The sequence below is a fragment of the Ruegeria arenilitoris genome (genome assembly GCF_013031355.1).
GTDB classification, from domain to species: domain Bacteria; phylum Pseudomonadota; class Alphaproteobacteria; order Rhodobacterales; family Rhodobacteraceae; genus Ruegeria; species Ruegeria arenilitoris_C.
The window spans coordinates 58868-83662 of record NZ_WPZO01000002.1 but is presented as its reverse complement, the minus strand read 5'-3'; the positions used below and the strand labels follow the sequence as shown (position 1 = coordinate 83662).

Below are 24795 nucleotides of genomic sequence, written 5' to 3'. Positions count from 1 at the left end.
GCGCGGCCCCATGCCCGTAATCACCACCATCGAAGACCTGCGACGCATCTATGAACGTCGTGTCCCGCGGATGTTCTACGACTACGCCGAAAGCGGCAGCTGGACCGAGCAGACCTTCCGCGACAACAGCTGGGACTTCTCAGATATTCGCCTGCGCCAACGGGTGGCGGTGGACATGGCCGGACGCTCGACCGCTTCTCAGATGATCGGAGAGGATGTCACGATGCCTGTTGCGCTGGCCCCGGTCGGGTTGACGGGTATGCAGCACGCGGATGGCGAGATGAAGGCCGCCAAAGCCGCCGAAGAGTTTGGTGTGCCCTTTACCCTGTCCACCATGTCGATCAACTCGATCGAGGATGTGGCCGAGCACACGACGAAACCATTCTGGTTTCAGCTTTATACGATGAAGGATCAGGACTACGTCAGCCGCCTGATCCAGCGCGCCAAGGATGCCAAATGTTCGGCCTTGGTGATCACGCTGGACCTGCAGATCCTGGGTCAGCGCCACAAGGACCTGAAAAACGGCCTGTCCGCCCCGCCAAAACTGACGGCGAAAACCATCGCGAACCTTGCGACCAAGTGGTCGTGGGGCATCGAGATGCTGGGCGCAAAGCGGCGCGAGTTCGGCAATATCGTCGGTCACGTCGAGGGTATCTCGGACGCCTCCTCACTTGGCGCATGGACGGCCGAACAATTCGACCCCAGCCTTGATTGGAGCAAGGTCGAAAAGCTGATGGAACAATGGGGCGGGAAGGTAATCCTTAAGGGCATTCTGGATGCAGACGACGCCAAGATGGCCGCAAAGCTGGGTGCCGATGCCATCGTCGTGTCGAACCACGGCGGGCGGCAGTTGGACGGCGCGCTCAGCTCCATCCGTATGCTGCCGCAGATCATGGACGCGGTCGGCGGTGATATCGAGGTTCATCTGGACAGCGGCATCCGATCTGGTCAGGACGTTCTGAAAGCCGTCGCATTGGGCGCCAAAGGCACCTATATCGGCCGTGCTTTTGTCTATGGGCTGGGCGCAATGGGGCAGAAAGGTGTGACGACGGCACTGGACGTCATCCACAAGGAACTGGACACCACGATGGCGTTGTGCGGCGAACGTAACGTTGGCGATCTGGGGCGGCATAACTTGCTGATCCCCGAAGACTTCGGCGGCCGCTGGCAGGACTGACTTGGCCTTAAAAACAAAAGGTCAAAAAGCCCTTTCCAAATCCAATGAATCAAGCTAAGGACGCGGCTTCACGCGGGCATACAGCCTTGGAGGATGCCCGCCCTAACATTTGGAGATATATCATGGCTGGTGAGATTCCTGATCTCGTAGCTCTGGAACGGACGGGGACAGGCAAGGGCGCCGCTCGTCAAGCACGCCGCGACGGCATGGTTCCGGGCATTGTTTTTGGTGGTGACAAAGAGCCGCTGCCGATCCAGATCCCGTTCAACGTCCTGTTCAAGAGCCTGAAAGCAGGCCGGTTCAAGTCGACCCTGTGGAACCTGAAGGTTGAAGGCCACGAAGACGTCCGCGTCATCTGCCGCGACGTTCAGCGTGACGTTGTCAAAGACCTGCCGACCCACCTGGACCTGATGCGCCTGCGTCGGACCACCAAGATCGCGCTGTTCATCCCCGTTGAGTTCGTCAACGAAGAAGAAGCACCCGGCATCAAGAAGGGTGGCGTTCTGACCGTTGTCCGTCCGGAAGTCGAACTGATGTGCACCGCCGGTGACATTCCTGAGAAGATCACCGTTGATCTGACCGGTCTGAACATCAACGACGTTGTGACCATCTCGTCCGTTGATCTGCCCGCAGGTACCAAACCGACCATCGACCGCGATTTCGTGATCGCGAACATCTCGGCCCCGACCGGCCTGTCGTCCAGCGACGATGAGGAAGGTGAAGAAGTGGCTGCAGACGAGGTTGAAGTCGTCGGTCAGGAAGCCGCAGAAGAATAAGTCCGGATCTTCTTTTCGGATTTGGAAACGGGGCTCGGGTTCGAGCCCCGTTTTCTTTTGCTGGCCGGGCTAGAAAAGCGGTGGCATTCCGTGTCATCAACCCCATGCATCGCACAAGGACGAGACTATGAAACTATTTGTCGGATTGGGGAACCCGGGATCGAAATACGCCCGCAACCGGCACAATATCGGATTTATGGCCGTGGACCGAATTGCCGAGGATCACGGCTTTGGCCCGTGGAAATCCAAGTTTCAGGCCGAAATCGCCGAGGGGCGTCTGGGCGGCGAAAAAGTGTTGTTGATCAAGCCGCAGACATTCATGAACCGCTCTGGCCAATCGGTGGGCGAAGCGACGCGCTTCTACAAGCTGGATTCAACCGACGTGACCGTCTTTCATGACGAATTGGACCTCGCCCCCGGCAAGGTGCGCGTCAAGGCAGGCGGCGGACATGCCGGGCATAACGGGCTGCGTTCGATCCACGAGCATATCAGCCCCGCCTATGACCGGGTGCGTCTGGGGATCGGACATCCGGGGCGGAAGGAGATGGTCTCTCCCTATGTCCTGAGCGATTTTGCCAAGGCTGATGCCGATTGGCTGGACGATGTGCTGCGGGGTGTGTCGGACGGCGCTGGGCATCTGGCCGATGGGGAAAGCGGCAAGTTCATGAACGCGGTCGCCCTGCGTACCGCACCGCCGCGGTCTTCGAAATCCCCGGCTAAAACGTTGAAGCCGGACGCCACCCCCGCGCCGGAACCCGAGGTCGACGAACGCTCGGCCATGCAAAAGCTGCTGGACAAGTTTAAATAAGGCTGCTGACCTTGCCGTAACGTCCCAATTGCGAAACCACATCGGGCGGGTTCCAATGTGGCAGGGATACGGGAGGCGATAGATGAAAGCTCTGTTCAAGTGGGTGCTGCGCATCCTGCTGATGCTGGTGCTGGCCGCAGTTGTTGTCGGATTCTGGAAACGCGAAGAGCTTCAGCGGTTGATGGCCGTGAACTCATTGTTTTCCGAAGAAAAGATCGTCCACAATTTCTCTCATATGAATGAGGCTTTTCTGACGGTCGATCTGCCGCGCGGCGATGGCCCGACCTGGGAACTGCCCTATGGCCCCGGTTTTGACCTGCCCGACGGCACCGACCAATGGATTGACGACCGGGCGGTGACCTCTCTGCTGGTGATGCAGGACGGGCAGATCCGGTTCGAAGAATACTATCTGGGCACGACCCCCGAGGATCGGCGAATTTCATGGTCGGTTGCCAAGAGCTACCTTTCGGCTCTGTTCGGCGTCCTGCTGGCTGAAGGGGCTATCGAGTCGCTGGACGATCCGGTGGTGAAATATGCGCCGAAACTGGCAGGTACGGCCTATGATGGCGCGACGATCCGCAACGTGCTGAACATGGCCAGCGGCGTTACCTTCAACGAAGATTATTTCGATCCCAATTCTGACATCAACCGGATGGGCCGCGTCGTGGCCTTGGGCGGAGAGTTGGACGACTTCGCAGCCTCGCTACAGGACACCTTCGTCGCCCCGGGCGAGACATGGCAATACGTTTCCATCGACACCCATGTCATCGGCATGGTGATACGTGGCGCCACCGGGCGCAGCGTGACCGAGTTGCTGACCGAAAAAATCATTCAGCCGCTGGGGCTGGAATATGACGGCTACTATGTGACCGATGGTGCCGGGGTCGCCTTTGTTCTGGGTGGCCTCAATTTCACTACTCGCGATTTCGCCCGCTTCGGCCAAATGATCCTGCAAAACGGAGAGCTTGATGGCCAGCAATTGGTGCCCGCAGACTGGATTGCCGAATCCGTGCTGCCCAGCGCTCCGACCGAGGCGGGCGAGATCGGGTACGGCTATCAATGGTGGATCCCCGTCGGCGCGCACGAAGGTGAGTTCCTCGCGCGCGGCGTTTATGGTCAGTACATCTATTTCGACCAGCCACGCGGGGTGCTGATCGTGACGACCGGTGCCGATCGGAAATTCCGCGATGACGGCGTGAACGAAGGGAATATAGAAATATTCCGCAAAATCGCGCAAAGCCTGTAAAGTGGGGATATGGAAAAACAGGACAGCATCAATGTGTTGGGCGGTGTGCTCGCCCCATGTTCCCGTGATCCGCTGACCGGGTTCTTTCGCGACGGGGCCTGCAACACCTGCCCTGAGGATCAGGGAAGCCATACGGTTTGCGCGGTGATGACGGCCGAGTTTCTGGCCTTTTCCAAATATGTCGGAAACGACCTGAGCACCCCTCGCCCCGAGTTCAACTTTCCCGGCTTGAACCCCGGTGACAGCTGGTGCCTGTGCGCCGGGCGCTTTCTGCAGGCCCATGACGAAGGCTGTGCCCCAAAGGTGCATCTTGAGGCCACCCATCAGCGCGCGCTGGACGTGGTGCCGCTGCGGCTGCTGACCGAACACGCGGTTGTGGAATAGACAGACCGGCCCGGGGTAGCCCGGACCGGCCCTTATTCGGGATCACTCCCGCAGTTTGACAAGGTCGGACATCAGACCTTCGGTCCCGTTGTGGACCGTCAACCGCTCGACCTTTCCGGCGATGGTTTCCAGCGCTTCCAGTTCTTTCAGCCGCAGCATCACCGGGTTTTCCGCCATCACCTTCGCGGTGTTCAGCAGGGACCGCGTGGCGTTGGTTTCTTCCCGCCGCCGGATAACATTGGCTTCGGCCTGCTTCTCGGCGGCGACCACGGCGGTCAGGATCTCCCGCATCTCACCGGGCAGGATGACGTCTTTCAACGCGATCTCACCCACTTCGATACCGATCCCGGCCATCTGTGTCCGCACCCGATCCGCAGCCTCGGTGTCGACGGTCACCTTTTCGGCCAGAAGCCTGTCCAGTGTCATCGCCCCCAAGGTCTTCCGGAACGCCAGTTGCAGCGCCCGATGCAGGGCCTGGTCGAAGTCCTTGACCGCCCCCACCGCCGTGACCGGATCAACGACCCGGTAATCAGCGCTGAGGTTGACCCGGATAGTCACCCGGTCTTTGGTCAGGATCTCCTGCCCTGTCACCTCATGGGTGCGTTGCCGCAGGTCGATCTGCTTGACCTCGACGTTCCGCCCGACTTTCCAGAAGGCGTGCGCACCCGGGGCCAGCTGATCCACCAGTACCCCGTCAACCGTCAACAGCCCGGTATGCCCTTCGGCAACCTCGACCTGCGTCAGGTTCAGCCGCAGCCCGGCCCGCACCAGCCGCTGCGCGACTGCTTTGGGAACGGCCATGGTTTCAGTCAGCGCGTGATGCTCGACCTCCCAGGGCCCCGCAGCTTTCCAGACCAGCGCTCGGACTTCGGGGTTCAGCACCCGAACAGGCGCCCCGTCCCGAAGCAGAACCAGAACTTCGTCAGGCCCGGCCCTGTACTCGGTCAGATGCCTGGCGGCCAGCTCGGGCCGGTTCTGCATCAGCGCCCGCTCATAGGGCGACACGAAAAAGAGCTTCTCCAGATTGTGCAGCTCGGTCAGCACATCCTTGCGCGGCAGCCGGTGTTTCCCGGGGCCGAGGATTGCATCAAACACCCCGTTGCGCAGGACCAGCATCCGCTGGGTCTCGGTCAGGGTCAGCCGTTGATGACCGGTCAGCCGGTCAATCAGATCTTGGAACAGTGTCATGTCATTTCTCCTTTTCGTCTCGCTCTATCGTCGTCGCAAACGCGAACTCCTTTTCATGTTTTCAGTGGGTTGCACCCCGAACAGGTGACAGGTGTGAAGCCTTCGAACGAAGGCGGGAAAGATCCGGGCATCCCCCGCGCCATGCCCTTGCGCGGGAGGGTCAGAGAGAGGGGCGCGGGACCGATGCGCCGCCTTGCCCAAAGGCCAAGCGGGACACCGACCAGGCGGCACCGTCATCTGCCCTCCGGCCCAAGGCCAGAGCAGCGAAGGCCCCTGCCCCGCCGGGCCAAAGCCTGACGTTGCGCGGTGCCGCCCCTGCTGGGAAACACCCGGACCCTAATGTTTTGGACCGTTTTCACGGGCCGGCGTGGAAGGCCGGTGCTGATCTAACAGCTTTGTCAAATGACGGGAATCGAACCCGCTACACATCGATTTGCAGTCGATTGCTCTAACCAGAATGAGCTACATTTGGTGCCTTGGAAGGAATCGAACCTTCGCCTACAGAGTTGAATCTGCCGCTCTATCCACCTGAGCTACAAAGCGAACCAATCCCCGGTTTCGGCCCTGGCATACGGTTTCGGCAGCGCCGTCCGCACCGGGAGAGTGATTACCTCTGCCCGCTAGGGTCCGGCCCGTTGTGACCGGTAACGGCGGGTTTAGGCGAAGGCACTGGATTCGCTCAATAAATTTTTGCACCCCTAAAACGCGCCTGTTGCGAGTGCGCAACAAAATTACCCAGTTGCGCAACATTCGAAAAGGTGTCGCGCCAAAAACAAAGCGGCGCACCCGTCAAAGGCGCGCCGCTCTTATCGAAAATTTCAAATTTTACCGCTTGGTTAATCCGCGGTACGGCCTTCGGTATCCGACATGTCGAAGTTCAGATACTTGGCGACTGTCTGCACGTCCTTGTCGCCGCGTCCGCACATGTTCATGCAGATCAGGTGATCCTTGGGCAGTTCAGGCGCGATCTTCATCACATGGGCCAGCGCATGGGAGGGCTCCAGAGCCGGGATGATGCCTTCGGTCGCGCAGCACAGCTGGAACGCCTCAAGCGCCTCTTTGTCTGTGATCGAGACATAATTGGCACGGCCAATTTCGTGCAGCCAGGAATGCTCGGGACCGATGCCCGGATAGTCCAGACCGGCCGAGATCGAATACCCTTCGAGAATCTGGCCGTCATCATCCTGCAGCAGGTACGTGCGGTTGCCGTGCAGCACGCCCGGACGACCACCGGTCAGCGAGGCGCAGTGCTCCATCTTTTCGTTCACGCCCTTACCACCAGCCTCAACACCGATGATGTTGACGTCCTTGTCGTCGAGGAACGGGTAGAACAGGCCCATCGCGTTCGAGCCTCCGCCAATGGCGGCGATGATGGTGTCGGGCAGACGGCCCTCGGCCTTCATCATCTGTTCCTTGGCTTCCTTGCCGATGATCGACTGGAAATCGCGGACCATCGCCGGGTACGGATGCGGACCGGCCACAGTGCCGATGCAGTAGAACGTGTCGCGCACATTGGTCACCCAGTCACGCAGCGCATCGTTCATCGCGTCTTTCAGCGTCCCACGACCCGAGGTTACAGGGATCACTTCGGCCCCCAGCAGGCGCATACGGAACACGTTGGGGGCCTGACGCTGCACGTCATGCGCGCCCATGTAGACCACACATTTCAGACCGAATTTGGCGCAGACGGTGGCGGTGGCCACGCCGTGCTGACCGGCTCCGGTTTCGGCAATGATGCGGGTCTTACCCATACGCCGCGCCAGAATGATCTGGCCCAGCACGTTGTTGATCTTGTGCGCGCCGGTGTGGTTCAGCTCATCGCGTTTCAGGTAGATCTTGGCACCGCCCAGATGCTCGGTCAGGCGCTCCGCGTAATACAGCGGCGAGGGGCGGCCCACGTAGTTCGCCCACAGGTCGTCCATCTCGGCCCAGAAGATGGGATCGTCCTTGGCCTTTTCGTATTCCTCTTCCAGCGACAGGATCAGGGGCATCAGCGTTTCGCTGACAAACCGCCCGCCGAAGATGCCAAAGCGGCCCTGTTCGTCGGGGCCGGACATGAAGGAATTGAAAAGATCGTTGGCCATGGGTGTCTCCATCGTCGTACGCGACTGTCATAGGTGGTAGCGGCGGGATTTGCCATGGCAAAACGTATCATTCCGCCGCCTGAACGCGCTGTGCCCATACCTGCAACGCCTGATCCCTGCTGGGCACTGCAATGCAGGGGAAATGGTGAAACTCATTCACCTCGGCCAGACGCGTGGCTGCCTGGACGACGCGACGATGAGGACCAGAATGGGCGAAGGTCAGCATCGCCTCGGCGTCGTGCCAGACACTTAGCGAGAAATAGAGCCCCTGATGCGGAAAGACCTCCACTTTCAGGCACAGCGGATCACCCCGTGCCTGCAGCATTGCCTGATGGGCGCGCCAGAAAAACTCCGGCCCGTAATACCACCGTTTTAATGAAACTCCGCCAATCGCTGCCAGCATTGTCGCGCCCTCCCCTAACGGGGATACGCGGGCACCCGGCGATCAGATCACCGGGTGGCGTCGATAAAGGCGCGGATCAGGGCCGCGTCCTTCACACCGGGCGCGCTTTCCACACCCGAAGAGACGTCGACCTGCCGCGCGCCGGTCATGCGCGTAGCCTCGGCGACGTTATCAGGTGTCAGCCCACCGGCCAGCATCCATGGACGCCGCCAGTATTTGCGCCCGGCCAGCAGACGCCAGTCAAAAGCCAGCCCGTTGCCGCCCGGCAACTCCGCATTCCGCGGTGGCTTGGCGTCGATCAGCAGTTGGTCCGCCACTTCCGAGTACAGGTCGATTGCCGCAAGGTCTTCTGCTTCGGCCACACCAATAGCTTTCATCACGGGCAGGCCAAACCGCTGGCGGACCTCGGCCACGCGATCCGGACTTTCCTTGCCGTGCAGTTGCAACATGTCCAGCGGCACGCTGGCTACAATCCGGTCCAGTTCCTCATCCGACGCGTTCACGGTCAGCGCGACCTTGGCGATCCCGGCGGGCACCAGATGCGCCAATTCGGCAGCGGCCTCGATTTCCAGGTGCCGCGGCGATTTAGGGAAGAACACAAAACCGATATAGCGCGCGCCAGCCTCAGCGGCCACGCGCACGTGATCAGGGGCGGTCAGACCGCAGATTTTGACGCTTGCATCTTGGGGCATTGGCTTGCCTCAGCTGGCTTCGTCCAGCAGGGCCAAAACTTCGTCCTGACCTTCGTTCTGCTTTTTCTTAAGCTTTTTGACTTCACGCTCAAGCTTGCGCACTTCGTTCTTCTTCACCGACGCATCCCGGCGGTGCTTGTGCTCGCGCAGCCATTCCCAGAGGAAACCAATGATCAGGCCTGCAACAACACCACCCAGCACCACCACGAACAGCGGCAGCGACGTGCTGAAGTTAAAGCCTACAAGCTCGGCAAAAGGTTCCGGCATCAGCGAAAGTTGAACCGATTCCCGATTGGCCAGCGAAACGGAAATTAGCACGATCCCGAGGATCGCCAGAAAAGCATATCGAAGGTAACGCATCATGCCTTAGGCTTTACCGTTCAATCGATCCCTAAGCAACTTACCTGTTTTGAAAAACGGCACACATTTTTCTTCGACCTGAACAGTCTCACCTGTCCGGGGATTGCGGCCAACACGTGCGTCGCGCTGTTTGACCGAAAAAGCGCCGAAGCCACGCAGTTCCACGCGGTCGCCACGCGCCATGGCATCCGTCACCTCTTCGAACACGGTATTCACAATCCGCTCGACGTCGCGTTGATACAGATGCGGGTTCTCGTCGGCTATTTTCTGAATCAGTTCTGAACGGATCATGAGCGCTACCCTCCCAGGCGACCGGTTAACAATCTCTATTGTTCTGAACAGTATAGGAAAAAAGTCGGTTCGGGGGAACGTAAACTCTTTGTGCAAAGCCTTCATTTTGCAGCGAAACCACGCGATTTTTCGCTTGTTCTCAGGGTTTCGTCTCAAAAAGAGCGTACGTTAGGTCAATTTAGCCCGGAAATCGGAACATATTGATTCGCAACAAAAACGGCCCCGCGTGTAAACGCGGGGCCGCAAATTCGGCTTTGGCTGTGGCCCGGGCTTAGTCGCCCGACTTCAGCGCTGCACCCAGGATGTCGCCCAGCGATGCGCCCGAGTCGGAAGAACCGTACTGTTCCACGGCCTCTTTCTCTTCGGCGATCTCACGTGCCTTGATCGACAGGCCCAGACGGCGGGTCTTGCTGTCAACGTTGGTGACGCGAACGTCGACCTTGTCACCGACCGAGAAACGCTCGGGGCGCTGTTCGGCACGATCACGCGACAGGTCGGAGCGGCGGATGAAGGACTTCATGCCTTCGTATTCCACTTCGATGCCGCCATCTTCGATCGCGGTCACTTCGACGGTGATGACCGAGCCACGCTTCACGCCGCCCACGGCTTCAGCGAACTTGTCACCGCCCAGGGCTTTGATCGACAGCGAGATACGCTCTTTCTCAACGTCAACTTCCGAGACAACGGCCGAAACCATGTCGCCTTTGCGGTAGTTCTGGATGGCATCCTCGCCACGCTCGTCCCACGACAGGTCCGACAGGTGAACCATGCCGTCGATGTCGCCTTCGAGGCCAATGAACAGACCGAATTCGGTGATGTTCTTGACTTCGCCTTCGACCTGCGTGCCCTCGGGGTGTGTTTCTGCAAACACTTCCCACGGGTTGCGCTGAGTCTGCTTCAGGCCCAGAGACACGCGACGCTTGGCGCCGTCGATTTCCAGAACCATGACGTCGACTTCCTGGCTGGTCGAAACGATCTTGCCGGGGTGGACGTTTTTCTTGGTCCAGGACATCTCGGACACGTGCACCAGACCTTCGACACCGGCTTCCAGCTCGACGAACGCGCCGTAGTCGGTGATGTTGGTGACGCGACCCTGATGGACCGAGCCCAGCGGGTACTTGGCAGCAACCAGATCCCACGGATCTTCCTGCAGCTGCTTCATGCCCAGGCTGATGCGGTGGGTCTCTTTGTTGATCTTGATGACCTGAACCTTGATGGTTTCGCCGATCGTCAGGATCTCGGACGGGTGGTTCACACGACGCCATGCCATGTCGGTGACGTGCAGCAGGCCGTCAACGCCGCCCAGGTCAACGAATGCACCGTATTCGGTGATGTTCTTGACAACACCCTCGACGGTCTGACCTTCGGACAGGTTGCCGATAACTTCGGCACGCTGTTCGGCACGCGATTCTTCCAGGATTGCGCGACGCGAAACAACGATGTTGCCACGGCGGCGGTCCATTTTCAGAATCTGGAACGGCTGCTTCAGACCCATCAGCGGGCCAGCGTCGCGCACGGGGCGAACGTCAACCTGCGAGCCGGGCAGGAACGCAACTGCGCCACCCAGATCGACGGTGAAGCCACCTTTGACGCGACCGAAGATAGCACCTTCGACGCGCTGGTCGTCGGCATATGCTTTTTCCAGACGGTCCCATGCCTCTTCGCGGCGGGCCATCTCGCGCGAGATGACGGCTTCGCCACGGGCGTTTTCTGCGGCGCGCAGGTAAACTTCTACCTCGTCACCAACAGCGATTTCAGGGGCTTCGCCGGGATTTGCGAATTCTTTCAGATCAACGCGGCCTTCCATTTTGTAGCCTACGTCGATGATGGCTTGGCCGGCTTCGATCGCCAGAACCTTACCTTTGACAACAGAACCCTCTTCGGGTGTGTCCATTTCGAAGCTTTCATTAAGGAGGGCTTCGAATTCCTCCATGGATGCGTTAGCCATGTGGCGTTGTTTTCCTTTACATACGTTTTTACTGGCCGAGCGGTTGTCTCCGCCGGTCTTAATGGATTGGTCAGACGACCTGACATATGCCACAAAACAAAGAGGGCCGGTTGGTTCCGACCCTGCTCGTCTCATTGTTTTATGGCTCAAATCGCCTTGTCGACGGGCGCTCTATAACGGGTTCGCCAAGCGGCTGCAAGTTATTAGGGGCTGTGCACGACATAACCTACCAGGCTTGACTGCAAACGGCCTGCGACCCGTGCTCGTAAAGCTGGGGGAAAATCGTGGCGAAATCCCCCCGCCCGCACGAAACGACCACCTTAGAAGAGCTGCAAATCCTTCGCGCCGCTTTGGATTTCAGCAAAATTTGGCATATTCTGGACCGCCACGGGTGCCGGTTTTGTACCCGGTATCGCCACTGTCGGCCTTATCGCCGACGCCGCTGCAAATGTTGGCTGTTTCAATTCCCCACGGATATCACGCAGCAGCGTTTTGTGATCCGGCATTGCTTGGGTTATGCGCGCAAGGTCCTTCTTCGCGTGCTTCATACCTTGGTCCCAAATCGGTTTCTTCAGTGGCCGCAGGCGATCGCGTATGCCAGTACCATAACCTGTATCGTAGACTTGCTTGCCCAATAGAACGGTTTGATACACACGGGAATTGAATAGCGTGGCGAACTCGATATCTTGTTCTATTGGCAGGCGGTGCTGCCACAGTTCGAGATTTTCAGCGAGGCGATCCGGGATCTTCATCTCGGTGCGCGCATCAATCCAATATTGGTCATCCGTGCGGTTGCCCAAGCGATAGTGCAGGCAGATGAAGTCCAGTACCTCATCATAGAGCTTGTTCATCTGCCGGTTATATCTTGCCCGCAAGGGCGGCTCGATATCGCGCGTGGGCAAGTGTTCGGCAAACCATCGCACCGCGTGATCAATCATGTGGATTGCGGTACTTTCCAGCGGTTCGATGAACCCACCGGATAGACCAATTGCCAGGCAATTCTTGACCCAGGCATTGCGGACACGCCCGATGCGCATCGGGATCACGCGCGGCGTTGCCCCTTTGCCGCTGTCGCCCAACCACTTGAGGTATTCATCTGCTGCCTGATCGTCTGTGCGATGCGCTGACGAAAACACATAGCCCGTGCCCACCCGGTTAAATAGCGGCACCCGCCATGTCCAACCCGCGCCCAACGCGGTTGCCCGGGTTAGGCTTTCGATCTTCCTTGGGTTTGGATGCTCAATCTGCAACGCCATGGCCCGGTCGTTGGGTAGGTAGTCCGAATAGTCCATGAACGGCTCACCCAGGGCCTGATTAATGATCAACCCGCGGAATCCGGTACAATCAATAACCATTTCTATGTCATGCCGACCATTCCGCTCCAACGTCAGGTGGCTGACATTGCCTTGTTCATCCAGTTCGACCGCCTGCACCTCATCCTGGATATGTTCCACGCCGCGCTGTGTGCAGACCCGTGTCAACATGCCCGCAAACTTTACTGCATCCAAATGATAGGCATAGCCAAACCGTTGCTCGAACTCCGGCTGTCCCAATTGCCGCGCGCCTTTGCACAAACGGCCCAGATCATCATGCGGTGAGACGGATTGCGTGAAGTCCCGCCCTCCGTTGCCAAATCGCAAGAAATACTCGGCCGCTTCCAACCCTTCGACCATCTGACCATGGGCAAAAGGGTTTACATAGTCGATGCGTTTACCCTTGGCATCCTTGTTCCAATTGCAGAACTTTACCCCCAGTTTGAACGAAGCGTTCGTCTCGCGGAAAAAGTCCCGCTCGGAAATGCCCGCCTGGCGCAGTGTGACCGGCATGCGCGGCACAGTGGCTTCTCCGACCCCTACGGTCGAGATATTGGGGCTTTCAATGAGGCAAAGTTGTGGGCGATCCTTGGGCGCTGAGGTGCGAGAAAACACCATGTCCAAGATCAGCGCGGTCATCCATCCAGCCGTTCCTCCACCGACGATGGTGATCTTGCGCAGTCGATTGTTCATTTTTTCCATCCCTGTTGGCTTCAGGGGTGTTTTCGCTGCTTCCTTTTTTGAGTGTTTTTGGATTTTGCACAGCTACCCCCCATTTGCTTGAAAAATTACCATACCCGGTTTCAGGAACGTCGCTAGGGCCAAGGCCGGTTAGCCTTGTGCATATGTGTGAGAACCGCAACAAAACTGTTACATTTGCCGTGTCAAAAGGAGAGCGTTGCTTTCTGGTTCGGGTCAGATTTCTTCGCCCTTTTTCAGAAGCTCTTCGATCAAGGCGCGCTGAAGGTCGCCGCTATCACCCCCGCCGAATTCTGCCGCGCCGCTGGAATAGAGAGTGCCATAACTATTGGCGATGTTCACAGTCTGCGCCAAGCCCGAGATCAATTGATCCTTTTTCAGCAAGGACAATGGGTGGATAAACGCGGCCCACAAGGTGCCGTTGGCAATCGCATAGCGGGCGTCCAGTGTCGTATCGAAATTCGCCTGCATCATACGCCGCATATCCTCGGCGGTCAGGCCCTCGGCGCCGCGGATCGGAACCATGGCGCGCATTCGGTCGGCATTGATGTCCGTGATGACCAAGACCGGAACATCCGACACAGTCAGTTGAAAGCCTGGCCCCTGGGGTTGCGCCTCGGGGTCGAGCGCGAAGATGATCTTGCCCAGACGTTCATAGTCCATCGGCGGCTCGGCCTCCTGAGCAGCCAGGCTCCCGGCCAGAAAAATCAGCGTTAGGGCTAGTCGGATCATCGCATCTCTCCTTCAGGCTATGCCCCAACCATACGGGTCGGCTGACAGGCTGACCAAACAAAGCTTGGTGAAGTGGATATCCCACCCGGCCGCAGGTTTGAACGATCTGCAGGGTTTGGCGGGCTTCCTGCGATAGTCCGTTCAGAACCGCACCTCTAGCTATGTTTCAGCGGTTGGCCACCCGGCTGATCCAAACCTGAACAGGAAAGGAAATTCCAATGAAGTCTCTGGTTCTGACCACCCTCATCGCTGCCCTGCCCTTGATCGCTGCCCCGGCCTTTGCTGCGGATGAGATTAACGTCTCAAATGGCATTTCGGCCGCCGGTGCGCCGCTGGCCGCACACGGCGTCGATCTGGTCGCGCTGGTGAATGACGGCAACCCGGTCGAGGGCTTTGCCACCCATTCCGCTACCTATGACGGCGCGTCCTACTACTTTACCAGCGCCGCAAACCGCGAAGCGTTCGAGGCCAACCCCGCCGCCTATCTGCCGCAGCATGGCGGGTTCTGTTCGTTCGGCGTGTCGGTAGGCAAGAAGTTCGACGGCGACCCGGATCAGTATCTGGTCGCGGATGGCAAGCTGTACCTGTTCCTGAACGCCGAAACCCGCGCGGCCTTCCTGAAGGACGTGGCAGCGACGGCAAAAACCGCTGACGATCAGTGGGCGAATATCAAAAGCATCGCCGTTGGCGAGTTGTAATCGCGAAAGCCCGCAGCACTACAGTGTCGCGGGCTTTTTCTGTTCGATGAAGGCCAGGGCCTGAGCCAACGCCGCCTCGATACTCAGATCGGACGTGTCCAACAAAACGGCATCGTCGGCGGGTTTCATCGGCGCGGTGCTGCGTTCGGCATCCCGCGCGTCGCGTTCGCGCACATCGGCCAGCACCTGTTCACGGGTGACGTCCGAGCCCTTGGCGCTCAGCTCCAGAAAACGCCGCTCGGCCCGAACCTCGACGCTGGCGGTGACAAACAGTTTCACCTCAGCCTCGGGGCAGATCACCGTCCCGATATCGCGCCCGTCCAGAACGGCACCCCCGGCACGCCGGGCAAAAGCGCGTTGGAAGTCGACCAAAGCCGCGCGAACCTCGGGGATCACGGCCACTTTCGACGCCGCCTGTGCGATCTCGGCCGTACGCAGATCACCCTGTTCCAATTCCTCAGCCGTTAGTGCCTGCGCGGCCTCAACCGGGTCGGTGCCATCCAGTGTCCGACGCCCAACCGCGCGATAGAGCAACCCAGTATCCAGATGCGCCAACTCGAAATGCGTGGCTACACCTTTCGAGATTGTGCCCTTGCCCGCCGCCGCTGGGCCGTCAATGGCAACCGTAAAGCTCACGTGCGTTCGACCTTGGCACCCAAAGACGACATCAGCGGTTCGAAAATCGGGAACGAGGTCGCGATTGGGCCGCCGTCATCCACCGAAACCGGAGTTTTTGCGCCCATGCCCATAACCATGAAGGACATCGCGATACGGTGGTCCAGAAAGCTCTCGCACGTACCGCCGCCGGGGACGTTTCCGATGCCCAGTCCGTCGACCGACCACCATTCCTCGCCCTCGTCCACGGTCACGCCGTTGGCGCGCAGACCCCGCGCCATGGCGTCGATCCGGTCGCTCTCCTTGACGCGCAGCTCTTTAACACCGCCCATCATCGTGGTGCCTGTAGCATTGGCCGCGACCACGGACAGAACCGGGTATTCATCGATCATCGAGGCCGCGCGTTCCGGCGGCACGTTGATACCTTTCATGTTGGGCGAATACTTGGCGCGCAGATCGGCGACGGGCTCACCGCCCTCTTCGCGTTCATTTTCATAGGTCAGATCGGCGCCCATCTCGCGCAGAGTGGTGAACAGCCCCGCGCGGGTCGGGTTCAGGCCGATACCCGGCACCAGAACGTCTGAACCGGGCGTGATCAGCGCCGCACATACCGGGAAGGCCGCGCTGGACGGGTCACGCGGCACTGCGATGACCTGCGGCTTCAGTTCGGGGCGACCGGCTAGGGTAATCACCCGGCCTTCATCAGTATCCTCAACGGTAATTTCGGCACCGAACCCGGCCAGCATCCGCTCGGAATGATCACGGGTGGCCTCTTTCTCGATCACCACGGTTTTGCCGGGCGCATTTAGACCGGCCAGCAGCACGGCAGATTTCACCTGCGCCGACGGCACCGGCACTTCGTAGCGCACGGGAACGGGTTCCGCCGCGCCCACGATGGTCATTGGCAGACGCCCGCCCGAACGACCAATTGATTGCGTACCAAACAGCGCCAGCGGATCGGTCACACGCGCCATCGGACGCTTGTTCAGGCTCGCATCACCGGTAAAGGTCGCGGTGATCGGAGAGGTTGCCATCGCGCCCATGATCAACCGCACGCCAGTACCCGAGTTACCGCAGTCGATCACTTGATCGGGTTCGGCAAAGCCACCGACGCCGACACCGTGCACGGTCCATTCACCGCCGCCATGATCGGTGACTTCGGCCCCAAAGGCGCGCATCGCCTTGGCGGTGTCCAGAACGTCCTCGCCCTCAAGCAGGCCCGAAATCTTTGTCTCTCCCACCGCCATCGCGCCCAAGATCAGCGACCGGTGCGAGATCGACTTGTCGCCGGGCACCTCTGCCGTGCCGGTCAGCGGGCCGCAGGGATGCGAGGTCATCGGGATGGGCGTGCCGTGTCCGGACATGAGGGCTCCTGTTTTCGCTATCAGTGCCCAAGCCGATTAGCGAATTGGGGCCACTTGGTCCAGCGGCAATACGACTGCCAGAGCACCCAAGAATTGGGCGATCAGCGGTTTTCGGGCTATAATGGCCGAATTCAGAGCGAAATCATTTTGTTTTCATAAATCACAGCCCGAGGTTTTTTCGTGTCACAGCTTCAATCCATGCTTTCAAACGGAACAGAAAAGTTCTTTCAGCCCAAAGACCCACTAAAGACTGACAGCGTTCTGCAGATGCGGCTGGCCTTCCTGGTCGGTCTTGTTGCCTTTGGCCTGCCAATCATTCTTGCCATCGGAGCCGTGATTGGCGGCAGCTGTTTTCGCGACAGCATCAGCCATTTCTACTATGCCCAATTTCTTGGGGCCATCTTCGTCGGACTTTTGGTTTTTATTGGAGGCTTTCTGATCGCCTATACCGGAGACCATTGGCTTGAAGACCTTGGGTCTTTCATTGCCGGAATTGGCGCATGTTTTGTTGCGGTCTTCCCGACAAGCGGGTCTGGCTGCGAAGAGCCCGTCAGCTTTAAGTCACGGATTTTTGCCGATGTGAACCAAACACCGCCGCCGGTTCTGTCAGATCCCCAACCAGACGCGTTCTTCACCCTGTTCTCAGGCGCGCCGCATTTACATGCCTGGGCCGCGGGAATCCTGTTTGCCTATCTGGGCCTTTACTGCCTGTTTGTCCTACGTCGCGTGGTTCCCGAGCGCCACATAAAAGACGGGCACATGATCCAGTCAAAAAAGCAGCGCAACATTTTGTATTCGCTGTGCGGCATCACGATCCTGTCGTGTGTTCTGGTGCTGGGCATCGTCGCCTTTTCCGGTGAAGGCGCTCAGGCGGGGTGGAAGTCCCACAACCTGACGTTTTTTGTAGAAACCATCGCGCTTTGGGCATTCGGGCTGGCCTGGTTTGCCAAAGGCCGCGCTTTCCCCAGCCTGCGCGACCCCACGCCGTAACGGTCAGGTTTTGCGGAATGTCAGGTAATGCGGTGTTCGGCCTTCACGCAGGGCCTTCTGCTCATAACGGGTGGAAATCCAGTCATCCCAAGGCTCACGCCAGTCGGCGGGACGCTCAGCCAGCCATTCGAACCCTGCGCGTGGAACTTCCTCAAGCGTCTGACGGACATAGTCGGGAATGTCGGTAGCCACGCGAAAGATTGACCCCGGTTTCAGCACGCGCGCCAGCGGTTCCAGATGTTCGGGCGTCACGAAGCGACGGCGATGGTGCCGCGTCTTGGGCCACGGGTCGGGGTACAGCAGGAAGGCGCGCGAGATGCTGGCCTCGGGCAGAACGTCGAACAGATCGCGCGCGTCACCGGGGTGCACAGCAAGGTTTTCGACCCCGGCTTGACGGATCTTGCCCAGCAGCATGGCGACGCCGTTGATATAGGGCTCGGCCCCGATGATGCCGATATCGGGGTTGCTGGCGGCCTGATGCACCAAATGCTCACCGCCGCCAAAGCCGACTTCAAGCCAGACATCCTTGCCGCCGAACAGCGCTTTAAGGTCCAGCGGATCGCGGTTGGGGTTGCTCTCCCAATCGACTGCGCCAGGTGACAGGGCGTCGAGGTCTTCGTTCAGATACGTCTTTTGGCTGGGCTTCAGGGTCTTGCCCTTAAAGCGGCCATAGAAGTTTCTGCGGGGGCGTTGTGGTGTCTGGGTGCTCATGGCGGTGCCCATACTGCGGGGGCCGCACCGTTGCAACCCCGGTGCCGAATCGAAAAGCGCGCCGGGGTCGGCGCGCTTTGTTTGGTTGTAGATCAGACCGCCGCTTTAAGCGCGTCGACCAGATCGGTGCGTTCCCAGCTGAAACCGCCATCCGCGTCGGGCTCGCGCCCAAAATGGCCATAAGCAGCCGTGCGCTGGTAGATGGGCTTGTTCATCTGCAGGTGCTCACGAATGCCGCGCGGGGTCAGGTCCATTACCTGACCGACGGCGGTTTCGATTAGAGCGTCGGCAATCTGGCCGGTGCCGTGCGTGTCGGCATAGATCGACAGAGGCTTGGACACACCAATCGCATAGCTCAGCTGGATGGTGCAGCGTTCCGCCATACCCGCAGCAACGACGTTCTTGGCCAGATAGCGCGCGGCATAGGCTGCCGAGCGATCCACCTTGGTCGGGTCTTTACCCGAGAACGCACCGCCACCATGCGGCGCGGCACCGCCGTAGGTGTCCACGATGATCTTACGCCCGGTCAGACCGGCGTCACCGTCCGGGCCGCCGATCACGAATTTGCCGGTTGGGTTCACGTGCCACTCGGTTTCCGCGGACAGCCAGCCTTCGGGCAGGGTCTCGGTGATATAGGGCTCGACGATAGCACGGATGTCATCCGAGCTCAGCGACTCGTCCAGGTGCTGGGTCGACAGCACGATCGAGCTGACGCCAACCGGCTTGCCGTCGCGGTAAACCACAGACAGCTGCGATTTCGCGTCCGGGCCCAGCGCAGGCTCGGTGCCGTTCTTGCGCACTTCGGCCAGACGACGCAGAATCGCGTGCGAATACTGGATCGGCGCCGGCATCAGCGCGGGGGTTTCGGTGGTGGCGTAGCCGAACATGATGCCCTGGTCGCCAGCGCCTTCATCCTTGTCGTCCGAGGCGTCCACGCCCTGCGCGATATGGGCGGACTGTTCGTGCAGCAGGTTTGTCACCTCGACGGTTTCGTGGTGGAACTTATCCTGCTCGTAGCCGATATCCTTGATACAGGCGCGCGCGATCTCGTCGATGCGGCCCATATAGTCGTGCAGCTTTTCCTGATCAGACAGACCTACTTCGCCACCAATCACCACACGGTCGGTCGTGGCAAAGGTTTCGCACGCCACGCGTGCTTCGGGTTCTTCGTTCAGAAATGCGTCAAGGACGGCATCAGAAATCCGGTCGCAAACCTTATCCGGATGCCCTTCGGATACGGACTCCGAAGTAAAAGTGTAGTTCTGTCGGGACATGAAAGTGCTCCATTAAGATTTTCCCATCACGCCAGGAAGCCGTTGTGACGGGCAAGCGAGGGCATACGCCCACAGCATCACAGGGTCAATCGCTATTTAAGCGTGTTCCCGCCGGACGTTGCGCCAAAGCAGCGCAAACATAACCGCCAGCAGGGCAAAGACCGGAAAATCGCCGATCCGGGCATATACGGTCCGGTTCAGCGGGGCTGGCAGTTTCGCATCCACAAAACCCGCCTGCCCCAGAGCCAACGAGTTCACAATGCGCCCCATCGGGTCGATCATCGCCGACACCCCTGTATTGGCCGAACGCATCATTGGCAGGCCTTGCTCAATCGCGCGCATCTGGGCCTGAGCCAGATGCTGATAGGGACCAGAGCGCGTGCCGAACCAGGCATCATTGGTGATCTGCAGCAGAAAATCGGCCCGGCCCGGTGCGGACAGGACATCCTGTGTGAACACGGCCTCGTAACAGATCAGCGGCAGCGCCTTGCCCAGCTTACCGGCGTCCATCAAGGCAGCCCCTGGCCCCGAGCTGAAACCATGACCGGCGGTCGTTGCCATCCCGTGAATCCCGAACTTCGCCATCAGGTTTCCGAACGGAACGTATTCCCCGAACGGCGCAAGGTGGTGCTTGTCATACAAGCCCTGCTGCTGGCCCTGTTCGTCCAGGTAGATCATCGAGTTGTAGATTTGCGGCCCATCACCCCGTTGAATGCCCAAAAACACCGGCACGCCCTGCGCTGCATCTGTGACCGCGGCCAAATATGGCTGCGCGCTTCCCAACCATGCAGGTATCGAGGTTTCAGGCCAGACGATCATATCCGGCCGGGGTTGTGCTGCGGTGAACTCGATCTGGCGCGCAAAGAACAGGGGCGCATAATCCGGGTCCCATTTCTGATGCTGGGGCGCGTTAGGCTGGATCAGGCGGACGGTGTGATCGGATTCAGCCACAGTCGGGCGGGTGGCCGCATAGGTCAGAGCCAGGCAGGCGGCACCAATTGTCAGGCCCAAGGGCACCGCAAACTCGCCGCGTTGAACGAGCGCCGCACCTAAGGGAAGTGTTGCCAGCAAGGTCAAAGCCCCCAGACCATAGGGTCCGAACAAGGACAGAAGCTGCGCTACGGGCGTATCGACCCAAACCTGCGCCAGCCCGGCCCAGGGGAAGCCCGTCAATACGTAACCCCGGGCGAATTCCGCCAGAGACACGGCCACGGCAAGGAAAACCGCCTGTTTGACAGCGCCTCCACCCGGTCGCCTTGCAACCCAAAAGGCCAGCGCCCAGAACAGGGCCAGCCCGCCTGCCATGAAGATCAGGGCAAAGGGCGCCATCCAGGCGTGGCGCTCGGCATCTACGAAAAACGGCTCGATGATCCAGCTGAGACCGTGGGCGAAGTATCCGGTGGCAAAGGCCCAGCCCAACCACGCGGCCCGACCCCGCGCTTCCGTCGACAGATACAGAGGGGCAAGCAACAGCAGCCCAACCAGAGTGGCCGCCCAAATACCAAACGGCGCAAGACCAAAGGCCGCCAGCGCCCCCAGCAGGGCCGACAGCACGAACCTCAACCAAAACGGCCAGCCCCGCGATGGGTTCATGCAGCAAGATCCGGCAACATGACACGCAATCGTTTGATCCGGCGCGGATCGGCGTCAATCACCTCGAATTCCGGGCCTTCGGGATGCAGAACAACCTCACCCCGCGCGGGTACCCGCCCCGACAGCATGAAGACCAGACCGCCCAGAGTGTCGATCTCTTCCTCGTCCACGTCCTCGTGACTGGTCAGCGAGCGTCCGATCTCGGCTTCGAATTCCTCCAGCGGCACGCGGGCCTGAACGATGTAGCAACCAGGCTTTTCCTGCACCCACAGCTGATCTTCGTCGGCATCGTGTTCGTCGGCAATCTCACCAACCACCTGTTCGATCAGGTCTTCGATGGTCAGCAAACCGTCAACACCGCCATATTCATCGATCACCAGCGCCATGTGACGGCGTTCCGTCTGCATCTTGGTCAGCAGCACGCCAATCGGCATCGAGGGCGGCACGAACAGCAAGGTCCGCAGCATCGAGACCAGATCGAACTCGTTGCCGCCACCGTTGAACCCGTGGGTCAGCGCGAAATCCTTGAGGTGGACGAACCCCAACGGCGTATCCAGCGTGCCCTCATACACCGGTATCCGGGACAGACCGCTGTCACGGAACACCTGTGCCAGCTCTTCTTTGGTGATGGTGGACGGGACCGAGATGATCTCGGCCGTCGGAATGGCCACGTCCTCGACCCGCATCCGCCGCAGGTTGATCATACCGCGCGGCTGCGCTTTGTCGGCTTCGTGTCCGTTCGCAACGTGGATTTCATCCTCGTCTGGTGGAGAAAACGCGTCCACTAATCGAGAAAACAATCCGGGTTTCTCTTTGACATTGTCACCGCTGTTCTTTGGTTGCGCGCTCTGCGCCGCCATAGAACTGCCGTCTGTATCGCCCATGATCCTGTTCCAAATAATCGGCCCTGATGGCCCGTCTAAGCATTATATGGGTCATCGAGACCCAATTTGCCAAGTATATCGATCTCGACCGCTTCCATCAAATCGGCGTCTGCGTCGTGGATGTGATCGTATCCCAGCAAGTGTAACGTTCCGTGAATGATCAGGTGCGTGACATGATCATCCATTGGTTTGCCCGCCTCGGCCGCCTCACGCGCGCAGGTGTCGTAAGAGATCGCGATATCCCCCAGCGCGATTTCGCCAGTGAAGTCCGGCTCGGGCGGCAGCGGCGACTGCCCCGGTTGGTCGGGCGCCAGTTCCTCGGCGGGCCAACTAAGCACATTGGTCGGTGTAGGTTTTTCCCGGAACTCCGCATTCAGTTCGGCGATCCGGGGGTCGTCACAGGCCAGCAGGCTGATCTCACACAGATCAGCGTCCAAATCGCAATAATCCAAAACCGCCCGTATGGCCCGCGCGGCCAAAGGCTCCAGCCCCTGCCAGCGCGTGTCTTCAATCGTCAGTTCAAGGTTCATGCCATCCCGTCCAAAGCCCGCAGCCCCGGACGATTACCCCGTCTCGCGGCCTGAGTCGGCCTCATACGCTTCGATAATGGCGGCTACAAGCGGGTGGCGAACTACATCCTTCGAGGTGAAGTAGTTGAAGCTGATATTCGGGATCGTCTTCAACAAGCGTTCCGCGTCTTGCAGCCCCGACTGAACGCCGCGCGGCAGGTCAACCTGCGACCGGTCACCCGTGATGACCATGCGGCTGCCCTCGCCCAGACGGGTCAGGAACATCTTCATCTGCATGGTCGTGGCGTTCTGTGCCTCATCCAGCACCACGAACGCGTTTGCCAGCGTCCGCCCGCGCATGAAGGCCAGCGGGGCGATTTCGATTCGCTTTTCCTCAATCAGCTTGGCCAGTTGCTTGCCGGGCAGGAAATCGTTCAGCGCGTCATAAAGCGGCTGCATGTAAGGATCGACCTTGTCCTTCATGTCTCCCGGCAGATAGCCCAGCTTTTCCCCGGCCTCGACGGCTGGACGGCTGAGGATGATCCGGTCCACATGCCCGCCGATGAACATCGATACGCCAACGGCCACCGCCAGATAGGTTTTGCCGGTGCCCGCAGGCCCGATTCCAAAGGCCAGTTCGTTGTTGAACAGCGACTGGACGTACGCCTTTTGCGCATCCGTACGCGGCTCGACCAGCTTTTTGCGGGTCTTGATCTCGACCGTGCCGCCCTTGAACATCTCAAGCTGGTCACCGTCGCGGCTGCCGGTTCCTGTTTCGGAACCGCCCATCCGAAGCTCGCGGTCTACATCGGCGGCTTCTACGTCACGACCGCCTTCGAGACGGGTATAAAGCGCTTGCAACACCTCAATGGCCTGTTTCTGCGAATCCTCGTCGCCCATGACAACCAACTGGTTGCCGCGCCGGACAATCTGGACGGACAGCTTTTGTTCGATTTCGGTCAGATTGCGGTCGTACTCGCCGCACAAATCAATCAACAACCGATTGTCAGGGAATTCAACAAACGCCTCGCGCTGGGGCATGTCATCTTGCGGTGGGGTCAGGGCACCGATGGCCAATCCGTTCTCCTGTCTTGGCGTTTCACCCTGAGCGTAGACAACAAGTCTCGGTGGGCGCAAGCCACAGTTTCAAATTTTCCGAAACGGATGGCAAAACCGCCGAAGGATGCCCCGGACATCACCGCCAAAGATGGGATGGGTTGTCAAAACGTGTAGTTCAATCCAAACCGCAGACCGCGGTAGCGCGGTGTGGATTTGGTCGAGAACCCATTGCTGAATTCGACTCGGTCCGAGTCGAATTGGACATATTCATACTCACCCGTGATCGACCAGTTCTCGCTCAGGCTATGCTCAGCGCCGATGCTTGCCGAAAACCCGTCCCGAGTTCCACTGTCTTCAAACAATTGCGTCGTGGCCCCGGAAGTCAGGCTGCTTGTGGTTTTGATGTCACCTTGCACGTATCCGACCGTCACAAAATACAAAACCGTGCCGCTTTTGTTGGTCAGACCGTTGCGAAACCGAACCGACAGAACGTCCGAGATCTCGGACGAACCGGTGATAGTGACGCTGCCAATGTCGGTCATGACGTCGTCATCGAGCCCGCTGAAATCATACCCAAGCTCGAACCCATAGACATAGTCGCGTCCGCCCATGGCGGGCAGAACACCGCGCCAGCCCCCGCGGACACCACCATAGTTGCCGTTCAGGTCCAGCTCTCCGATTTCGAAGGTACCGCCCGGGGTCGTTAGGCCGAATCGGTCGGTGCCGCTTGTTGCGTAACCACCACTTAGGCCCAGATAAAAGGCACTGACATCACTGCCGAAACGTTTCGGGCTGGCGATCGGAGGATCCGTCACCCCCTGTTCCAGATTGCCCGCAACAGTCGCGCTGGAAAAAAGGGAAAGCACCAGTGCCGACGAAAAACCACTCCGGCGGCTTGATCCTAAGAAACGTGTTCGAATTTCCACTCGTAACCTCCATCGTCCCAACCCGATAGCCGGACCGGCACAGAACTGGATTCTCAGGGGCGCCGCGCGCT

General features: G+C 59.4%; 25 protein-coding genes, 2 tRNA genes and 1 riboswitch. Of the genes, 7 read left to right on the top strand and 20 right to left on the bottom strand.

Annotated features, from left to right (window positions below; all coding sequences use genetic code 11):
- Positions 1-10: 10 nt before the first annotated feature.
- From GOX63_RS06040 to GOX63_RS06020, 5 genes are all read left to right on the top strand, one after another.
- Positions 11-1177: an alpha-hydroxy acid oxidase gene (locus GOX63_RS06040; RefSeq protein ID WP_170326959.1), complete on the top strand. Its 1167-nt coding sequence runs from the start codon at positions 11-13 to the stop codon at positions 1175-1177.
- A 122-nt stretch (positions 1178-1299) separates the two neighbouring features.
- The gene (locus GOX63_RS06035; protein WP_170326960.1) at positions 1300-1953 is read left to right on the top strand and encodes a 50S ribosomal protein L25/general stress protein Ctc; all 654 of its coding nucleotides are present in this window, start codon (positions 1300-1302) and stop codon (positions 1951-1953) included.
- Between the two features lie 127 nt (positions 1954-2080).
- Complete coding sequence (gene pth / locus GOX63_RS06030; RefSeq protein WP_170545131.1) at positions 2081-2761, top strand: aminoacyl-tRNA hydrolase; 681 nt, start codon at positions 2081-2083, stop codon at positions 2759-2761.
- An 82-nt stretch (positions 2762-2843) separates the two neighbouring features.
- On the top strand, positions 2844-4007 hold the full coding sequence (locus tag GOX63_RS06025) for a serine hydrolase domain-containing protein (RefSeq protein WP_170545128.1): 1164 nt from the start codon (positions 2844-2846) through the stop codon (positions 4005-4007).
- 9 nt (positions 4008-4016) lie between these two features.
- Positions 4017-4391, top strand: coding sequence for a DUF2237 family protein (locus GOX63_RS06020; protein WP_170545125.1), 375 nt, complete (start codon positions 4017-4019; stop codon positions 4389-4391).
- Between the two features lie 42 nt (positions 4392-4433).
- Here GOX63_RS06020 and GOX63_RS06015 read toward each other — a convergent pair whose 3' ends face one another.
- From GOX63_RS06015 to GOX63_RS05965, 11 genes are all read right to left on the bottom strand, one after another.
- The gene (locus GOX63_RS06015; RefSeq protein ID WP_170545122.1) at positions 4434-5579 is read right to left on the bottom strand and encodes a slipin family protein; all 1146 of its coding nucleotides are present in this window, start codon (positions 5577-5579) and stop codon (positions 4434-4436) included.
- 397 nt (positions 5580-5976) lie between these two features.
- Positions 5977-6051: transfer RNA gene (locus tag GOX63_RS06010), tRNA-Cys, on the bottom strand.
- Positions 6051-6122: transfer RNA gene (locus tag GOX63_RS06005), tRNA-OTHER, on the bottom strand. The genes GOX63_RS06010 and GOX63_RS06005 overlap by 1 nt, the downstream gene beginning before the upstream one ends.
- A gap of 293 nt (positions 6123-6415) precedes the next feature.
- Positions 6416-7663, bottom strand: coding sequence for a tryptophan synthase subunit beta (trpB, locus tag GOX63_RS06000; protein ID WP_170326965.1), 1248 nt, complete (start codon positions 7661-7663; stop codon positions 6416-6418).
- 67 nt (positions 7664-7730) lie between these two features.
- Positions 7731-8066 carry a hypothetical protein gene (locus tag GOX63_RS05995; RefSeq protein ID WP_170326966.1) on the bottom strand — a complete coding sequence of 112 codons (336 nt, stop codon included), beginning with the start codon at positions 8064-8066 and terminating at the stop codon, positions 7731-7733.
- A 47-nt stretch (positions 8067-8113) separates the two neighbouring features.
- Positions 8114-8758: a phosphoribosylanthranilate isomerase gene (locus tag GOX63_RS05990; RefSeq protein ID WP_170326967.1), complete on the bottom strand. Its 645-nt coding sequence runs from the start codon at positions 8756-8758 to the stop codon at positions 8114-8116.
- A gap of 9 nt (positions 8759-8767) precedes the next feature.
- Positions 8768-9118, bottom strand: coding sequence for a lipopolysaccharide assembly protein LapA domain-containing protein (locus tag GOX63_RS05985; protein ID WP_170327045.1), 351 nt, complete (start codon positions 9116-9118; stop codon positions 8768-8770).
- 6 nt (positions 9119-9124) lie between these two features.
- Positions 9125-9409: an integration host factor subunit beta gene (gene ihfB / locus GOX63_RS05980; RefSeq protein WP_037310872.1), complete on the bottom strand. Its 285-nt coding sequence runs from the start codon at positions 9407-9409 to the stop codon at positions 9125-9127.
- A 271-nt stretch (positions 9410-9680) separates the two neighbouring features.
- Positions 9681-11357 carry a 30S ribosomal protein S1 gene (rpsA, locus tag GOX63_RS05975; RefSeq protein ID WP_170326968.1) on the bottom strand — a complete coding sequence of 559 codons (1677 nt, stop codon included), beginning with the start codon at positions 11355-11357 and terminating at the stop codon, positions 9681-9683.
- A gap of 320 nt (positions 11358-11677) precedes the next feature.
- The gene (locus GOX63_RS05970) at positions 11678-13363 is read right to left on the bottom strand and encodes a tryptophan halogenase family protein (RefSeq protein ID WP_170545119.1); all 1686 of its coding nucleotides are present in this window, start codon (positions 13361-13363) and stop codon (positions 11678-11680) included.
- A 222-nt stretch (positions 13364-13585) separates the two neighbouring features.
- Positions 13586-14101, bottom strand: coding sequence for a hypothetical protein (locus tag GOX63_RS05965; RefSeq protein ID WP_170545116.1), 516 nt, complete (start codon positions 14099-14101; stop codon positions 13586-13588).
- 218 nt (positions 14102-14319) lie between these two features.
- Here GOX63_RS05965 and GOX63_RS05960 point away from each other — a divergent pair, with 218 nt between their 5' ends.
- Positions 14320-14799, top strand: coding sequence for a YHS domain-containing (seleno)protein (locus GOX63_RS05960; protein WP_170326971.1), 480 nt, complete (start codon positions 14320-14322; stop codon positions 14797-14799).
- A gap of 18 nt (positions 14800-14817) precedes the next feature.
- Here GOX63_RS05960 and cmk read toward each other — a convergent pair whose 3' ends face one another.
- Positions 14818-15435 carry a (d)CMP kinase gene (gene cmk / locus GOX63_RS05955; protein WP_170545114.1) on the bottom strand — a complete coding sequence of 206 codons (618 nt, stop codon included), beginning with the start codon at positions 15433-15435 and terminating at the stop codon, positions 14818-14820.
- Entirely contained in the window at positions 15432-16778 is a 1347-nt protein-coding gene (aroA, locus tag GOX63_RS05950; protein WP_170326973.1) for a 3-phosphoshikimate 1-carboxyvinyltransferase, read from the bottom strand. Before aroA ends, cmk begins: the two co-directional genes overlap by 4 nt.
- Positions 16779-16958: 180 nt before the next feature.
- Between aroA and GOX63_RS05945 the strand changes: the two genes are divergently transcribed.
- On the top strand, positions 16959-17768 hold the full coding sequence (locus GOX63_RS05945; RefSeq protein ID WP_170326974.1) for a hypothetical protein: 810 nt from the start codon (positions 16959-16961) through the stop codon (positions 17766-17768).
- A gap of 3 nt (positions 17769-17771) precedes the next feature.
- Here GOX63_RS05945 and trmB read toward each other — a convergent pair whose 3' ends face one another.
- The 7 genes from trmB to GOX63_RS05910 form a co-directional block, all read right to left on the bottom strand.
- Positions 17772-18479 (bottom strand): tRNA (guanine(46)-N(7))-methyltransferase TrmB, encoded by a 708-nt coding sequence (gene trmB / locus GOX63_RS05940; protein ID WP_170545112.1) that lies wholly within the window; start codon positions 18477-18479, stop codon positions 17772-17774.
- Positions 18480-18571: 92 nt separating this feature from the next.
- Positions 18572-19753: a methionine adenosyltransferase gene (gene metK, locus GOX63_RS05935; RefSeq protein WP_170545110.1), complete on the bottom strand. Its 1182-nt coding sequence runs from the start codon at positions 19751-19753 to the stop codon at positions 18572-18574.
- A gap of 5 nt (positions 19754-19758) precedes the next feature.
- Positions 19759-19807, bottom strand: a riboswitch (SAM-SAH riboswitch).
- Between the two features lie 42 nt (positions 19808-19849).
- Positions 19850-21346 carry an apolipoprotein N-acyltransferase gene (gene lnt / locus GOX63_RS05930; protein WP_170545108.1) on the bottom strand — a complete coding sequence of 499 codons (1497 nt, stop codon included), beginning with the start codon at positions 21344-21346 and terminating at the stop codon, positions 19850-19852.
- On the bottom strand, positions 21343-22230 hold the full coding sequence (locus GOX63_RS05925) for a hemolysin family protein (RefSeq protein ID WP_170545104.1): 888 nt from the start codon (positions 22228-22230) through the stop codon (positions 21343-21345). The genes lnt and GOX63_RS05925 overlap by 4 nt, the downstream gene beginning before the upstream one ends.
- A 35-nt stretch (positions 22231-22265) precedes the next feature.
- The gene (gene ybeY / locus GOX63_RS05920) at positions 22266-22760 is read right to left on the bottom strand and encodes an rRNA maturation RNase YbeY (RefSeq protein WP_170545101.1); all 495 of its coding nucleotides are present in this window, start codon (positions 22758-22760) and stop codon (positions 22266-22268) included.
- Between the two features lie 33 nt (positions 22761-22793).
- Positions 22794-23816 carry a PhoH family protein gene (locus tag GOX63_RS05915; RefSeq protein WP_170545099.1) on the bottom strand — a complete coding sequence of 341 codons (1023 nt, stop codon included), beginning with the start codon at positions 23814-23816 and terminating at the stop codon, positions 22794-22796.
- 143 nt (positions 23817-23959) lie between these two features.
- Positions 23960-24664: an outer membrane protein gene (locus GOX63_RS05910; RefSeq protein ID WP_367647196.1), complete on the bottom strand. Its 705-nt coding sequence runs from the start codon at positions 24662-24664 to the stop codon at positions 23960-23962.
- Between the last annotated feature and the right edge of the window lie 131 nt (positions 24665-24795).

What these genes read in the sequence shown, in the direction of transcription:
- GOX63_RS06040 (WP_170326959.1), top strand. Translation starts at nt 11, where the DNA reads ATGCCCGTAATCACCACCATCGAAGACCTGCGACGCATCTATGAACGT.
- GOX63_RS06035 (WP_170326960.1), top strand. Translation starts at nt 1,300, where the DNA reads ATGGCTGGTGAGATTCCTGATCTCGTAGCTCTGGAACGGACGGGGACA.
- pth (WP_170545131.1), top strand. Translation starts at nt 2,081, where the DNA reads ATGAAACTATTTGTCGGATTGGGGAACCCGGGATCGAAATACGCCCGC.
- GOX63_RS06025 (WP_170545128.1), top strand. Translation starts at nt 2,844, where the DNA reads ATGAAAGCTCTGTTCAAGTGGGTGCTGCGCATCCTGCTGATGCTGGTG.
- GOX63_RS06020 (WP_170545125.1), top strand. Translation starts at nt 4,017, where the DNA reads ATGGAAAAACAGGACAGCATCAATGTGTTGGGCGGTGTGCTCGCCCCA.
- GOX63_RS06015 (WP_170545122.1), bottom strand. Translation starts at nt 5,579, where the DNA reads ATGACACTGTTCCAAGATCTGATTGACCGGCTGACCGGTCATCAACGG.
- trpB (WP_170326965.1), bottom strand. Translation starts at nt 7,663, where the DNA reads ATGGCCAACGATCTTTTCAATTCCTTCATGTCCGGCCCCGACGAACAG.
- GOX63_RS05995 (WP_170326966.1), bottom strand. Translation starts at nt 8,066, where the DNA reads ATGCTGGCAGCGATTGGCGGAGTTTCATTAAAACGGTGGTATTACGGG.
- GOX63_RS05990 (WP_170326967.1), bottom strand. Translation starts at nt 8,758, where the DNA reads ATGCCCCAAGATGCAAGCGTCAAAATCTGCGGTCTGACCGCCCCTGAT.
- GOX63_RS05985 (WP_170327045.1), bottom strand. Translation starts at nt 9,118, where the DNA reads ATGCGTTACCTTCGATATGCTTTTCTGGCGATCCTCGGGATCGTGCTA.
- ihfB (WP_037310872.1), bottom strand. Translation starts at nt 9,409, where the DNA reads ATGATCCGTTCAGAACTGATTCAGAAAATAGCCGACGAGAACCCGCAT.
- rpsA (WP_170326968.1), bottom strand. Translation starts at nt 11,357, where the DNA reads ATGGCTAACGCATCCATGGAGGAATTCGAAGCCCTCCTTAATGAAAGC.
- GOX63_RS05970 (WP_170545119.1), bottom strand. Translation starts at nt 13,363, where the DNA reads ATGAACAATCGACTGCGCAAGATCACCATCGTCGGTGGAGGAACGGCT.
- GOX63_RS05965 (WP_170545116.1), bottom strand. Translation starts at nt 14,101, where the DNA reads ATGATCCGACTAGCCCTAACGCTGATTTTTCTGGCCGGGAGCCTGGCT.
- GOX63_RS05960 (WP_170326971.1), top strand. Translation starts at nt 14,320, where the DNA reads ATGAAGTCTCTGGTTCTGACCACCCTCATCGCTGCCCTGCCCTTGATC.
- aroA (WP_170326973.1), bottom strand. Translation starts at nt 16,778, where the DNA reads ATGTCCGGACACGGCACGCCCATCCCGATGACCTCGCATCCCTGCGGC.
- trmB (WP_170545112.1), bottom strand. Translation starts at nt 18,479, where the DNA reads ATGAGCACCCAGACACCACAACGCCCCCGCAGAAACTTCTATGGCCGC.
- metK (WP_170545110.1), bottom strand. Translation starts at nt 19,753, where the DNA reads ATGTCCCGACAGAACTACACTTTTACTTCGGAGTCCGTATCCGAAGGG.
- lnt (WP_170545108.1), bottom strand. Translation starts at nt 21,346, where the DNA reads ATGAACCCATCGCGGGGCTGGCCGTTTTGGTTGAGGTTCGTGCTGTCG.
- GOX63_RS05925 (WP_170545104.1), bottom strand. Translation starts at nt 22,230, where the DNA reads ATGGGCGATACAGACGGCAGTTCTATGGCGGCGCAGAGCGCGCAACCA.
- ybeY (WP_170545101.1), bottom strand. Translation starts at nt 22,760, where the DNA reads ATGAACCTTGAACTGACGATTGAAGACACGCGCTGGCAGGGGCTGGAG.